We start from the raw sequence: 13,869 nt of genomic DNA, 5'->3' as shown, positions 1-13,869 counted from the left end.
GCAAGCAGCATGGCCCACGACGGCGCGAGTCAATCGCCGCCGCCGCGGACCCAGCACAAGGAGGCCGGCCGTGGAAGTGACGGAAGTTCGCATCAAACTGATGGAAGACTCGGGCGAGCGATTGCAAGCCTTCTGCTCGATCACGCTCGACAACTGTTTCGTGATTCGCGATCTGAAAATCATCGAGGGGCCAAACGGCGCCTTTGTCGCCATGCCCAGCCGCAAGCTCGCGGCCCATTGCCCCCAGTGTCGCTGCAAGAATCACCTGCGGGCCAGCTATTGCAACCAGTGCGGCCTGCGGCTGAATCCCGATCGGATTCCCAAGAGCGACGACGGCCGGGTGCGCCTCTACGCCGACATCGCCCATCCGATCAATTCGAGTTGTCGCGAGGCGGTTCAGGCCCGGATCATCGAGGCGTTTCACGCCGAGGTCGAACGCTCGAAGCAGGCCGGTTACGTGTCGAGCTACGAGGACTTTGAGGAAGAATTCGTCGCGGTGCCTCACGGCACGACTTCGGGAAGCGGCGCGCCGCGCGAGCCGTCACCGCGGCGCGAGTTGCGCACCGGCGACGCGGCCAAGGTCGACGCGGCCGAATCGCAACCCCGCGGTCCACACCGTCCGCCAGTCGCACGCAACGCGCCAACCGGAACTAGCGCGCCGCAACAGGCGGACACTCCCGCACCCAGCCCAGGGGTTTCACCCCCTGGGTCATCCTCGACTTAATACCAGTCGGGCCAGCCGTTGCAGACTTTGTAGAACGGCGCGTTGCTGCCGTGCGAGGCCGGCGCCGCCGGACGATGTTGCAACTCTGCCGGCTCTTCGACATCACCCTGCACCGGCTCGTGCCAAGTCGTGCCGGTGAACAGATCGAACGGCCGGCGAATCTGGAACGGCTCGGCATGCGCGACCGGCGCCGGAGGAATCACCACCGGCTCCGGCTCGATCGGCTCGGCCCGCACAAAGACCGGCTCGGGTTCCAACTCGAGCGGAATCACCTCGGCCACGGTTTGAATCGGTTCCGGCTCGGCGCGCGGCAAGCGCCGGCGGCGGGGCGGAGCCTGACGCGGCTTGGGCTCGATGCGTACCTCGGGCATGATGACCGGCGCTGGAAGCACCGGCTCAATGGTCTTCACTTCGCCGATCACGATTCGACAGCCGCCGACGCGTGACTCGCGATCCGGCAGCGCCACGACCGGCGCCTCAAGCTGTCGGAACATCTCGGCCAGGTGCTCGTGACAGGTGAACATCAGCACCTGATGCCCCATCGCCGAGAACTCGACCAAGGCGGCGGCCGCCGCGCGGGCGCGGGGGGCGTCGAAGTTCACCAGGATGTCATCGAGCACCAGCGGCAAGCTCGCCCCCCGCTCGGCCAGCGCCGTGACCAACGCCAGTCGCAAGCTGAGGAACACTTGTTCGCGCGTGCCCGAACTGAGCGATTCGACCGACAACGACTGTCCGCTGGCGTCATCAACACGCAGCTCGTCCCGATCGAGCATCGTCCACACGCGGCGATAGTGCCCTTCGGTCAGGCTGGCCAGCCAACGCGACGCCACGCGCAAAGCCTCGGGCTGCCGCTCGGTCTCGTATTGCCGGCGCACATTGTCCAACTCGCGGGCCGCGACGGTCAGCACCTGCCAACGCTCGATGGTCTCGTCGAGTTGCTGTTCGATGGCGGCAATGTCCAGGGCCAACCGGCCCGCGGTGCGATCGGTCTGCACGGCGGCGATCCGCTCGGCCAGTCGACCACGCTGCTCGGCCAGTTGTTGCAACTGTTCGCGCAACTGCTGGCGTTGAGTACGCTGCTGGGCCAGGCGCTTGCGAACCGCGTCGGCTGAGTTCTGCTCGAACCAGCGGTCTAGTCGCGTCAAATCCGTGTCGGCGGGGAGCGCCGCAATCAACAGCCGCTCGACTTCGGCTCGGTCGGTTTGCAGCGCCAAGATCTTCTTGCGCAGCTCGGCCTGGGCACGCAACGCGGCATCGTCGATCACTCCCACACGGTCCCACAGCCGGCGGCGTTCCACGCGGACCTGCTCAGTACGCTTGGCGACGTGTCGCAAGCGGTGGCGCAAATGGAGCAGCTTGCGGCGCAACTGCCGCCGCTCTGCGACGCGCCCTTCCACTTCGACCAACGCCCGGCGCAACAGATCGATGTTCGCCACCGGATCGCTGCTGGGGGTTTGAATGTCGGCGTCGACTGCGGCTTGCGTCACGCGGGCCGTGATCGCGGCCAAGTCGCGGCGGCGATCATCCAGGTCGCGACGCCGGCGCGTCAGGCGCTCGGTCAACTCGGCCAGCGCCTCGCGCTGGGCGGCCAAGCGTGGAGCATGGCGCGGCTCGGAGTCGGCGGGCAGGCCGGCTTCTTCGAGCGCATGTCGCCAGCGCTTCTGGGCCGCGGCGTACGCGACCTTGGCTCGTTCCAACTGTTCGCGCGCGGCCGTCGAGTCTTGTTGCGACGACTGCCGGCGCGCTTCGTGCGGCATCAGCTCTTCGAGGCTGGCGTGTTCCTTCTCGGCCGTGGCCAGGCGTTGCAGCATCGGCCCGGCCCCCTTGGGCAACTGGGCGTCGAGCGCGGTGCGCTGCTGCTGGGCTTGTTCGATTTGCGTGGCCAGCAACTCGGCCTGGCGTTCCGCTTCTTCCCACTGAAAACTCGCGGTTCGTTCGAGCAACACCTTGCCCGCCGCGCCGCCACCGCCGGCCATGAGTCCCACCGCAATCAACCCCCACGAAGCCGAACCGAGGAACGACGTGGGCAGGATCAAGCCGCTGAGGACCAGCGTGATACCCACCACCACGGCCACGCCCAGGCCGACGAGGGTTTGCGGCGACAGGACATGTTCGCTGGCCAGGTGCTTGATGTCTTCGGTGATGTCGTCGTGCTTGCGGGTCATCTGGTCGATTCGCTCGTCAAGCTGCGTGCGTTGACGCAACAGCGAGACATTCTGCCCGGCCCGCTCGATGGCCCCGGTCAGGTCCTTGGTGTCGCGACCTTTCAAGCCTGCGGCCAGCGATTCGGTCGACCGCTTGTGATGGTGGTCGGCGTGTTCGACTTTCTCGCGCGCTTCGCGCAGGCGTTGCCGCGCCGCACGGAGTCCACGACGCACGGGGGCCAGCTTGGCCAGCGCCGCCTGCTCGATCGGTTCGATGTGATCGGTCCGCGGGTCCATGCCCAACGCCTCGCGCTGACTGGCCAGGCGTTGCGAGAGATCCTTCACTTCGTCACTGCGCGAGTTGATCTCGTCGACTAGCCCGCGCAACCAGGCGGTCTGCTCGGCCAGGGCGGTGATCCGCGCGCTTTGTTTCCACAGCTTGCGACGAATCGACAAGCGGGCCGCGTCGCTGCGCATGCCCCCCCATTGCTTGCGCAGGGTCGACTGCCGCTGCTGGTAATGTTCGAGCTTGGCGACCAGGGCGTCGAGTTGTTCGACGTCGGCTGGTTGCACCTTGGGCAGGTCGCCGAGCTTGCGCAGCTCGACATCGATTTCGTGGCGATGATCCCAAGCCGAGCGGAGGGATTCGGCCTGTTCCAGCCACTCGGTCTGGCGATCGAGTTCGGCCGCGTCGCGCTCGCCGCGCGATTGCTCGTCGGCCAATCGGCGGCGCTCGGCAATCCACTGGCCGCTTTCGCGCACGGTGTGTTGCAGTTGCGCCTGCTGCTCGTGCAAGCGGTCGCGCTGTGAAACAAGTTGCGCCACGCGCGAAGCCTGCCCGGCCGGCGCGATCAGCCGTTCGCGGGCGGCCGTCAGTTCGCGCCGCACGTCGACCAGCGAGACCCGATCGATGCCGGTGGCCAGTTTGTACAACAGGTCGGCCGCCGCCGCATCGCCCAACGAGTCAAGTTCCTGAATCTCGCGCAGGCCGAACGCGAAGACATTGCGATACATCGCCTGGTCGACGCCGGCCAACAGCTCGTCGAGTTGCGCCGCCGGCAGAACATTCCCCGCCGCGTTGTGCAACAGCGGCCGCGTGGTCTGATCGGGTCGGCCGTCGTCGTGCCAGGCCAGCGACAACGATTGCCGGCGATCGAGCACCTCGAGCCAGCCCCCCGGCGCGCCGCCGTGGACCGGCGGCAAGTAACGGGCGCGCCGCTCGGGGGGCAGCCCATAGAACATCGTCCTGAGAAACTGCATCAGCGTCGTCTTGCCAGCTTCGTTCTGGCCGTAGAAGACCGTGATGCCCGGCGGAATCTGCTCGATCCGCAGGTTGCTCCAGATGCCAAACCCGTCGACGTGTAACGTGCGAATGTTCATGTGCGAACCTCCTCGCGACCGCGCGGCGCGGCAGCGCCGAGCAGCTCGACCCCCAACCAGGCGGCCTCGTTCACCAGCCGGGCTTGCGCCTCGCGGTCCGTAGGTGACTCGGTCCAGCGTTGGCTGTCGGCCTCGGTCCAACCGATCGGCGCTCCGTCGGCCAGATGCAGCAGCGACTCGCGCGCGGGCGTCGCGCCGCTGGCCGTGCCGGTGAAGCGTTGCAGATAATGATCCAACAACGTGTCGTCGCGCACCGGCGCAGGGGCCACCGGGGCGACATCGAGCGAAACGTGATAGACAGTTTCAAATTGCTTGGCAGCCCGTTCGCGCAGTCGATCGACCAGCGCGGTCGCCTCGGCTTCGCGGCGCAGCGACTGCATCACCTCGCCCGCGCCTTGCAACCGCCAGCGCGCCAGGACGGTCCGCTCGCCATGCTGGGTGACCAGCGAACGAGTCTGGTCGTTCAGCAGCGATTCGAGGGTCATCAGCGTGGCGTTGCGATCGACGTTGACGGTTGCTTCGGCCCAGCGTACCGAGTCGACGTCGATCGGAATGATCCGCGGCAACAGCGCGCCGGTCTCCCATTCGACCAGGGCACAGCCATGCATGCCCGGCTCGTCGGGGCCGGCGCTTTGCGTGCAGCCGGGCCAGTAAACCAGGCCCGCGCCGCGCGGCTGGGTGGTGCGGGCATGACGCCCGGCGAGAATCCAACACGGCACGTTGGGGCGCTCGGGGGCGCTGTTCATTTCGGCGGCCGCAACGGCCAGCGTGGGTAGCGCCGGCGCCAGTTCCGCAGCCGCGCGCTCGTTGAACGGCGCGTGGCGATCGACGCCGGCCAGGTACAACGCCGCCACGGTTCGCTGATCGCGTGTGATGGTGAGCCACTGCGGATCGGTCGCCACCAGGCGCACGACATTCGTCGGCAGCGGCACGTTCGTGGGCCACGGCGCCGACGACGGTGCGACGACCCAATAGACGGTGATTTGTTTGGCTTCGAGCCGCTCGAATTGATCGAGCAGGAACAGACAGCCGCGCGGCCCGGCCAGGTTGACGTCGACTTGTTGGCCGACGAGCAGCAGGCAGTCGAGCGGCGACGCGAGGGCCGCATCGAAGACGCGCCGCGCCGCATCGTACGGCGCATCGATCAGCCGGCCGGCGAGTGCGTCGGGCACTTGTGACAAGCCAGCGACGGGTCGTTCCAGACGCAGATCGCCCGCCACCAAGGCGCGGAAAGGACGTTCTGCCATGTGCACCTCCTTGTGACACCAAAGGCCCAGCGAGTGGCGACAAATGTAACACGCTAGCGGAATTGACGATAGCGCGATTGGCGCGGGGCGAGGGGGGCGGTGCTAGCAGTTGCAGCACACGTTAGGCATTCCGTCGCGTGCTTATCGCTTGGCCATCCAAGCCGGCGGCTCAGCCGCCGAACTCGGTGGCAAAGCCACCGGCTTGGCAGCTACGCCGATGCTACCTTGAATCGAGAACATCGTGGGTGGCACCGATGGCTTGCCATCGGTGTTGCGCAGCAACAAGAAACTCGATGGGCACGCGTTAACCGAATGGAAACTTGCCACCCGTGCGGGACGGCGTTCGAGGTTTCTTGTGGCCTTCGGCCACCCAGGTGCAAGCACCTGGGCCACCCGCGGTGCTAGCAGTTGCAGCAGGCGTGAGGTGTTCCTTAGGAGCGTGCAGCGGGCATCTCGGGCTCCACCTTGTCCCTGGCCGCAGCCCTTTTGCAACGCGGCAGGGCTGCTCGTTGGGCGACCGTTATCAAGCCTTTACTTCGCCCTGCCTGCCAACGGCCTCGTTGTCGCGGTTTTTAGGCGATTGGCCACCGTTGCGTCGCATGGCCCATCGTTGTGGCGAGCTCCTGTACCGACTCTTTAACCTTTCCGACTCCCGCACATTGATGGCCCGTGATATGTTTTGTGCGAGCAACGGATCCTATTGCCAGCTATGGCTCTCTCGCCGAAACGGTTCTTGCCAGCCGTTTCGGCTTCGAGGCTTGTGGTCTCCGTGGCCCTGACAAGTACGATGCGTCTTCGGCGAGGGATTGTTCTTGCGCACCGCGAAGCAGGTCGCACGACAGTCGCCCTCGATAGCACGAATGATTCACTGGATTTCGCTGCTTGGCTTATGATGGATCGCGATGCCTCAGAATTAGTGCGAAGTTCGTGCGAAGCGAATAGCAGCGCCCAGGCGGGCTTCATTCATCGCTTGGTTCGGTTTCTCAAGCGGCAGAATCGTTCCCCGCTCGTCCATAGTGCCGTGGAACGAACGATTCACAAGCTGTGCCGCGTTGCCCAACTCGATCTGTTGGACGTGCTCAAGCGCGAACGTGGCGACGATTCGCACGCGGCGGAACGAATGGTTATCGATCTCGCCAATAAGTGCGGCTTGAATCTGCTCGATCTGGCCTATCACAATATCGGAGTTAACAAGTGGGAAACGCCCGAAGTCTCGGGCGAGACGTTCGTCATCGAGCGCGTTTTGACGCGTTTAATCAAGAAACCGACGCCAATGTTTTTTGACGTTGGCGCTAATGAAGGCGACTATTCGATGGCGCTGCGCGCGCAGTTTCCTACGGCACGAATCGTCGCCTTTGAGCCGCAGCCGCAAATCTTTGCCCGCTGCGCTCAGGCCTTAGCGACCAGCAACGTCGATGTCCACAACGTGGCATTGGGAGCCGAAGCAGCCACGGCGAATATCTATGACTATGCCAGGGAGCATGGAACCGCCCATGCGTCACTGCACCAGGAGGTACTGACGGCCATTCACAAAGGGCAGGAAATCAAATACAGCACTATTGTCGTAGAGACGCTGGACCACTTTTGCAATACTCATGGCATCGATCGCATCGACTTTCTCAAGATCGATACGGAAGGACATGAATACGCCGTGCTGGAGGGGGCGCGAGACCTGTTGAGGGAGAATTGTATTGACGTGATTCAATTTGAATTCAACGAAATGAATATCGTGTCTCGTCGCTTTCTCCGTGACTTCTACACGTTGTTGCCGAATCATCGTTTCTATCGCCTGGACTCGCGACGATTGATCCCGATTTGGGATTACAGTTCTTGGAACGAAGTCTTTCGTTTCCAGAATATCCTGGCGATTCCCAAGACGAGTGAGCAGTTCGCTTAGTGGCGTTCAATCCAGGCTTAGTGCCTTCATCAAATACCTAAGGCCCTCGGGGACATCGACCCAAGCGGCGAAAGCGGCCCGGTTTGCTGGCCCTGACACCGCGCTATTTGCGCGGCGGAGCGCGGCGCGGGGTGGCGGCCGAGGAACCTTGCGCCGGGCGTGCGGTGGCTTTGGCCGTCGGCTTGGCTGCCTGCTTTGCCGGCTGTTTGCGCACTGACTCGCGCGTTTGATCGAGGGCTTTGCGCGCTTGCGGGCTGTCGGCGCGTCCTTGCAGCTCGAACAGGAACCGGCTTGGAATCGTGTCGCGGGCTTTGCCCCACTTGAACCGCGATAGGGACAGCGACAGGGTCAACCGATCGCGCGCCCGCGTGACGCCGACGTAACAGAGCCGGCGTTCCTCGTCGATGGCGATGCCGTCGACGGCCACGGCCCGGTGGTGCGGCAACAGCCCTTCTTCCAGCCCGACCATGTAGACGTGTGGGAACTCCAGCCCCTTGGCCGCGTGCATGGTCATCAGCACGATCGCGTTGCGGGCCAGTTGCGACTCTTTGTCATCTTCATCGTCACGATTGTTGAGCGCGACGTCTTCCAGAAAACCCGCCAGCGTCGGATTCTTGGCCCGGTCCTGATACGAACCGAGCGAGTTGACCAGCTCCTCGACCGACGCCCAGCGCGAGGATTGGTCGTTCGGCTCGTGGTAGAGTCGGTGAATCTCGTCCTGATAGCGAAGGGTTTGCAGCAGATCGACCGCCACGTCCACGAGCGGTTGCGACTTGGCCCGAGCGCTGAAGTCGGCCACCAGCGCGCGTAACTGCTCGACACCCTTGCGCGCGGCCGGCGGCAAGCCGGGGACGCGGGCCGCCTCGGGCAGAATCTCCCAGACCGGTTTCCCCTGCTCGACGGCGCGGGCGAGTAGTTGCTCGACCGCCTTGGGACCAATGCCGCGCGGCGGCGTGTTGATTACGCGGAGCAATGACACTTCGTCCTGGGGCTGGGCCAGGACTTTGAGCCAGGCCAGGATGTCGCGAACTTCCTTCCGGTCATAGAACGACATGCCGCCGATCAGCGTGTAGGGCAACTTCGCGCGGCGCAGCTCGGCCTCGAACGGGCGCGGCTGTTCGTTGGTGCGGAACAGAATGGCGATGTCGCGCGGCTCGGCCAGTCGGCGGAACAACAGCGACGCAATCTCCTCGACCACCTGGTTGGCTTCGGTCGTCTCGTCGGGAAAGGTGAGAATCCGCGGCTCTTCACCTTCCTTGCGACTGGCTTTCAGCACCTTGTCGTGGCGCTGCTTGTTGTGGCGAATCAATCGGTTGGCCAGCGTGATGATCGGCTCGCACGAGCGGTAGTTGTCTTCCAGGCGCACGACCTTGGCGTCGGGCCAGTCGCGCTTGAACTGCAAGATGTGCGTCACCTCGGCCCCGCGCCAGCCGTAGATCGATTGATCGTCGTCCCCCACGACGCACAAGTTGCGGTGCCCGCCGGCCAGGGCCTTGATGATTCGGTACTGCGAACCGTTGGTGTCCTGGTACTCGTCAACCAGAACGTGATCGAACCGGCCGGCTTCGGTCCGGCGGACCTCGTCGAAGTTGCAAAGCAACTGCTCGGCCAACAGCAGCAAGTCGTCAAAGTCGACGGCGGCGGCGTTCTTGAGCGCTTGCTGATAGCGCCGGTAGCCCATCGCCGCCAGGTGTTCCTTGTCGGTGCGCGCGGTCTGAGCCGCCTGGGTCGGGTCGATCGAGGCGTTCTTCCAGCGGCCGATGTGAAAGAGGAGATCGCTGGGGCGCATGTCAGCGCCGGGGACTTTCAACTCGCGCAGCGCGCCGCGCGCCGCCGACTCTTGATCGCCCCGGTCATAGATGCCGAACTGGGCCGGATAGCCCAGGTGGCGAATCTGTCGCCGCAGGATCCGCACGCACAGCGAGTGAAACGTGGAAATCTCCGGCTTGGTCGGCAACTTTTTGCCCAGCAGCTCGGCGGCCCGGCTTTGCATTTCGCCGGCGGCTTTGTTGGTGAACGTGACGGCCAGAATCCGCTCGGGCTTGGTGCCGTGGCGGATCAGCTCGGCGATCCGATGGGTGACCACTCGGGTTTTGCCCGTGCCCGCGCCGGCCAGTACCAACAGCGGGCCACTGAGGGTGGTCACAGCCTCGCGCTGCGGCGGATTCAATTTGGCGAGGGATGACATGGCGTGGGCACGTCTGGCAATGGAGAAGCACGACGCGCTCGACAGGGCGCGCTCGGACCATGCAGTGGAAACATTTCACGCCGCGCGGTCAAGGAGGGGTGGGGAAGTTGCTGGTTGCGAGTTGCTGGTTGCTAGTAATACGGGCGGCGCAGACTCGCGGCGCTGTTGCCATCACGCGGCGCGCGCCAACCCTTCTCCCTCCGGGAGAAGGTGGCCGACAGGCCGGATGAGGGGCTTCGAGCAAGCTTGTTAGACGACGGAATCAGACTGGCGATTATTGAATGTGCGTGTTGCGGCGCGAATGGCGATTGATGCGAGACCCTCATCCGGCGGCTAGCGCCGCCACCTTCTCCCGGGGGGAGAAGGGGTTGCGCGGCGTCGCTCATAAGATCCAACAATCATTCAATTCACAACCAAACTCATCAAACACCGACTCCCTCTCTCAACTTCTCTGCCTTCTCTCCGTGCAAACCTCCGTGTCTCTGTGCCTCCGTGGCAAACTAGGCGTGAACGCAGGACGCGCGATGGCGGCCGGCGCGGGCCGTGGCCAGGCAGTCGCCGATCCGCTGTTGCACTTCGGCCACCAGCGCCGCGTCGTCGAGCGCTTGGGCCTGTTCGGGCGCGATTGGTGGGCCGAAGACAATGTGAACCGTCGCGCGGCGCGGCAGCTTCTGTTTGCGCGGCCAGGCCTGATAGGCCCCGTCGATCGCCACCGGCACCAGCGGCGCTCGGGCGCGGCGGGCCAGCGCGCAAAACCCGGGCTTGATCTTTTGCAGATCGCCGTCGGGCGTGCGAGTGCCCTCGGGAAAGATCGCGACCGCGCTCCCTTCGCGCACGCGGCGGAGCGTCTCCTTGAGCCCAGACAGCCCGCCCCCTTCGCGATCGAGCGGGATCGTGTCGACCGCCCAGAGCGCCAATCGCAACGGCGCCGATCGAAACAGCGTATCGCGCGCCAGAAAGAACATGTCGCGATCCGCCGCCAGGCCAAGGAGCAGCGGATCGAAGAAGCTCTGATGGTTCGACAACACCAACGCCCCGCCGGTCGGCGGCACGTGCTGCCGGCCGCTGACGCGAATGTCGAGCAAGGCCGCCCCCAGCAGCCGGCAACTGAGTTGCAGGAAGTTGTAATAGAGGTACTTGAGGGGCGTGCGACCGGCCATGAATCGGGCGTCTCGTCAAAACTTCAGGGAAGTGCATCCACAGGTGTCGCTCTATGATACGCCAAGCGGGACATCTTGGATTATCGTAATCCTGCTAGATCGCATTTCAATTCGTGGGAGCGTGCCTAGCCAGGCCGCCATTCCCGCGCAGGCGGGAATCTAGTGGTTGCGGTTACCCTCTCGATTCCCGCCTGCGCGGGAATGACGGAATCAGGGCTGGCGTTTGATTCCTGATTCCGAATCGGCTTCGTTGCCGCGAACCGTGGCCATTCCACCGGCTGAACGGACACCTCGATGCGTCAGTGCCGTGAAAAGCGATCTAATTCAGGCTGCTGGAAACCGGCGCGCGCAGCGGCTAGGCTGATAGCCTTGCTGCGAGCGGCGCTTGGCCCGCCGAACCTGCGCCGGAATCCGCCGCTCGCCCCGCCTTTGCCGCGGAGCGTCCGCTCCGCTTCATCTTTCCCGAGGGAGTCACGTTCATGATGTATCGACGCCTGGCATGCTGGTTGGCGCTGTGCGCGCTGGTGTGCGGAACGTACGGGGCCGCGCCGGCCCGCGCCGCCGAGGAACTCGAAACGACCAAACCCGTGCCGCGCGACGAGCGTTGGCTGGTGCGGCACAACTCGATCAACGAGCGTGCCAAGCAAGGGGATGTCGATCTGCTGTTCATCGGCGATTCGATCACCCAGGGTTGGGAAGGGGCCGGCAAGGAGACCTGGGCCAAGTATTACGGCAATCGCAAGGCGATGAACGCCGGCATCGGCGGCGACCGGACCCAGCACGTCCTGTGGCGGTTGGACAACGGCAACATCGACGGCCTGAGTCCCAAGCTGGCCGTGCTGATGATCGGCACCAACAACTCGGGTCAGAACACTTCGGAGGACATTGCCGCGGGGGTCAAAGCAATCGTCGCCAAGTTGCGCGACAAGCTGCCCAAGACCAAAGTGTTGGTGCTGGCCGTCTTTCCGCGCGGCGGCGACGCTGAAAGCCCCGGTCACAAAGTGAACGTCGGCGCCAACGAGATATTCAAAAGCGTGGCCGACGGCGAGAACGTGTTTTACCTGGACATCGGCGACGAGTTCCTGGGCTTCGACAAGCGCCTGAACAAGGTGATCATGCCCGACTTGTTGCACCTGAGCCCGCGCGGCTATGACATTTGGGCCGCGGCCATTGAGGCCAAGCTGGTCGAGCTACTGGGGGAAGTGGCGCCCAATGCGCTGAGCCTGGCCGAGGAAAAAGCCGGCTGGAAAATGCTGTTCGACGGACGCACGACCCGCGGCTGGCACAACTACAAGAAGGACGGAGTTGGCCCAGGCTGGAAGATCATCGACGGCGCGCTAACGCGGGTCGACAAAGGGGCGGGGGACATCCTGACCAACGAGATGTACGACGCGTTCGAGTTGTCGCTCGAATACAACATCTCGCCCGAGGGGAACAGCGGCCTGATGTTCCACGTGACCGACGAGGGGAAGACACCCTGGCAGACCGGTCCGGAAATTCAGATTCAAGACAACAAAGATGGTCACGACCCGCAAAAGGCGGGCTGGCTGTACCAGCTTTACTCGTCCGAAGTCGACGCCACCAAGCCCCCCGGCGAGTGGAATCAGTTGCGCATTCTGATCACGCCCGAGAAGTGCGAACAGTACATGAACGGCGTCAAATACTGTGAGTACGTCAAGGGGAGCGACGACTGGAACCAGCGGGTGGCCAAGAGCAAGTTCGCCCAGTATCCTTTGTTCGGCAAGCCGACGCGCGGGTATATCTGTCTGCAAGATCACGGCAACCTGATCGCGTTTCGGAACGTCAAGATTCGTCCCATCGCCACCAGCGGGAGCAAAAGCTCGATGAACATCGACAAGCAGCCGTTCGGCACGACGCCCGAGGGAAAACAGGCCTCGCTGTTCACGTTGACCAATGCGCGCGGACTGGTGGTCAAGCTGACCGATTACGGGGCGCGCTTGGTCGAGTTGCAAGCGCCGGATCGCAGCGGCAAACCGGCGAACGTGACGCTCGGCTTCGACACATTGGACGGCTACATCGCCCACAAAGCGTTCTTTGGCTGCACCACTGGGCGCTATGCCAACCGAATTGCCAAGGGGAAGTTCACGCTCGATGGCTATGACTATCAGTTGGCGACCAACGCCGGCGCGAACCATCTGCACGGCGGCGCGCGGGGCTTTGACCGCGCGGTGTGGAAGGCCGAGTCATTGGCCGACGGCGTGGCGTTCAGCCATGTCAGCCCCGACGGCGATGAGAACTTTCCCGGCGCGCTCAGCGTGCGGGTCGAATACCTGCTCGGCGATGACAACCAGTTGCGAATCAACTACATGGCCACGACCGACAAGCCGACTGTGTTGAACTTGACGAACCACGGCTACTGGAACCTGGCCGGCGGCGGCAAGGTGTTAGACCACGAGATGACGATCGCGGCCGATCGCTATGTGGCCGTCGATAAGGAATCGATCCCGACGGGTAAGCTGGCCCCCGTGGCCGGCACGCCGCTCGACTTCAAGCAGGCGCACAAGATCGGCGAGCGGATCGAGCAGATGAAGCCCGCGGAAGGGCCGACTGGCTATGACCATTGCTACGTGCTGCGCAGCCAGGACGGCAGCGTGCAACTAGCCGCGCGCGTCAAGGATCCGGCCAGCGGCCGCGTGATGGAAGTCTTCACCACCGAGCCGGGCGTGCAGTTCTACACGGGCAATTACCTGGACGGCGACAAGGTGAACGGTGGGCACGAGCAGCACACGGCGTTCTGTCTGGAGACGCAGCACTATCCCGACTCGCCGAACCAGCCGTCGTTTCCGACCACGGTTTTGCGACCAGGGCAGACGTACAAGCAGACGACGATCCACCGCTTCTCGGTCGAGTAGTCGTTGCGACGTTGTTTCAGCTCGTAGCACTTAGCGCGCGTTCAAAGCGTGCGCGACGAACACCCCACCCTGCCAGGGCGGGGGAGGGTCTCAACGCGCTGACGGCCATTCGTCGTCGCGCTTATATGCAAACGGAACATGCCCCAGGCTGGTATGGCTTGGGCCATTGGCCATTCGACTTCGATTGGCCCTTTGCCTAGCCCTTAATCCCTCGCTCCTACCCCCTCATCCTCGCCGCGCGCCTTGCCTGTCATTT

7 protein-coding genes are annotated in these 13,869 nt (G+C 64.1%); 3 read left to right on the top strand and 4 right to left on the bottom strand.

Annotation, left to right across the window (positions count from 1 at the left end):
• The first annotated feature begins 70 nt into the window (after positions 1-70).
• Positions 71-724, top strand: a complete 654-nt coding sequence (locus JSS27_02695; GenBank protein MBS0207839.1) for a SpoVG family protein — start codon at positions 71-73, stop codon at positions 722-724.
• Here JSS27_02695 and JSS27_02690 read toward each other — a convergent pair.
• A complete protein-coding gene (locus JSS27_02690; GenBank protein MBS0207838.1) occupies positions 721-4,248 on the bottom strand; it encodes an AAA family ATPase in 3,528 nt (1,175 codons plus the stop codon). The genes JSS27_02695 and JSS27_02690 overlap by 4 nt on opposite strands.
• Positions 4,245-5,495, bottom strand: a complete 1,251-nt coding sequence (locus tag JSS27_02685) for a hypothetical protein (GenBank protein MBS0207837.1) — start codon at positions 5,493-5,495, stop codon at positions 4,245-4,247. Before JSS27_02685 ends, JSS27_02690 begins: the two co-directional genes overlap by 4 nt.
• A gap of 892 nt (positions 5,496-6,387) precedes the next feature.
• Between JSS27_02685 and JSS27_02680 the strand changes: the two genes are divergently transcribed.
• Positions 6,388-7,392: an FkbM family methyltransferase gene (locus JSS27_02680; protein MBS0207836.1), complete on the top strand. Its 1,005-nt coding sequence runs from the start codon at positions 6,388-6,390 to the stop codon at positions 7,390-7,392.
• Between the two features lie 103 nt (positions 7,393-7,495).
• Here the strand turns inward: JSS27_02680 and JSS27_02675 are convergent, their stop codons facing one another.
• On the bottom strand, positions 7,496-9,580 hold the full coding sequence (locus JSS27_02675) for a UvrD-helicase domain-containing protein (protein ID MBS0207835.1): 2,085 nt from the start codon (positions 9,578-9,580) through the stop codon (positions 7,496-7,498).
• Positions 9,581-10,080: 500 nt separating this feature from the next.
• Positions 10,081-10,740, bottom strand: coding sequence for a 1-acyl-sn-glycerol-3-phosphate acyltransferase (locus JSS27_02670; protein MBS0207834.1), 660 nt, complete (start codon positions 10,738-10,740; stop codon positions 10,081-10,083).
• A gap of 479 nt (positions 10,741-11,219) precedes the next feature.
• Here JSS27_02670 and JSS27_02665 point away from each other — a divergent pair, with 479 nt between their 5' ends.
• Positions 11,220-13,613, top strand: coding sequence for a galactose-1-epimerase (locus tag JSS27_02665; protein ID MBS0207833.1), 2,394 nt, complete (start codon positions 11,220-11,222; stop codon positions 13,611-13,613).
• Positions 13,614-13,869: the final 256 nt, after the last annotated feature.

Source organism: Planctomycetota bacterium, from assembly GCA_018242585.1.
Lineage (GTDB): Bacteria > Planctomycetota > Planctomycetia > Pirellulales > PNKZ01 > JAFEBQ01.
This window is presented reverse-complemented; position numbering and strand designations above follow the sequence as displayed.

Coding starts and splice junctions, on each gene's coding strand:
- JSS27_02690 (MBS0207838.1), bottom strand. CDS start 4,248: ATGAACATTCGCACGTTACACGTCGACGGGTTTGGCATCTGGAGCAAC.
- JSS27_02670 (MBS0207834.1), bottom strand. CDS start 10,740: ATGGCCGGTCGCACGCCCCTCAAGTACCTCTATTACAACTTCCTGCAA.
- JSS27_02675 (MBS0207835.1), bottom strand. CDS start 9,580: ATGTCATCCCTCGCCAAATTGAATCCGCCGCAGCGCGAGGCTGTGACC.
- JSS27_02680 (MBS0207836.1), top strand. CDS start 6,388: ATGGATCGCGATGCCTCAGAATTAGTGCGAAGTTCGTGCGAAGCGAAT.
- JSS27_02665 (MBS0207833.1), top strand. CDS start 11,220: ATGATGTATCGACGCCTGGCATGCTGGTTGGCGCTGTGCGCGCTGGTG.
- JSS27_02685 (MBS0207837.1), bottom strand. CDS start 5,495: ATGGCAGAACGTCCTTTCCGCGCCTTGGTGGCGGGCGATCTGCGTCTG.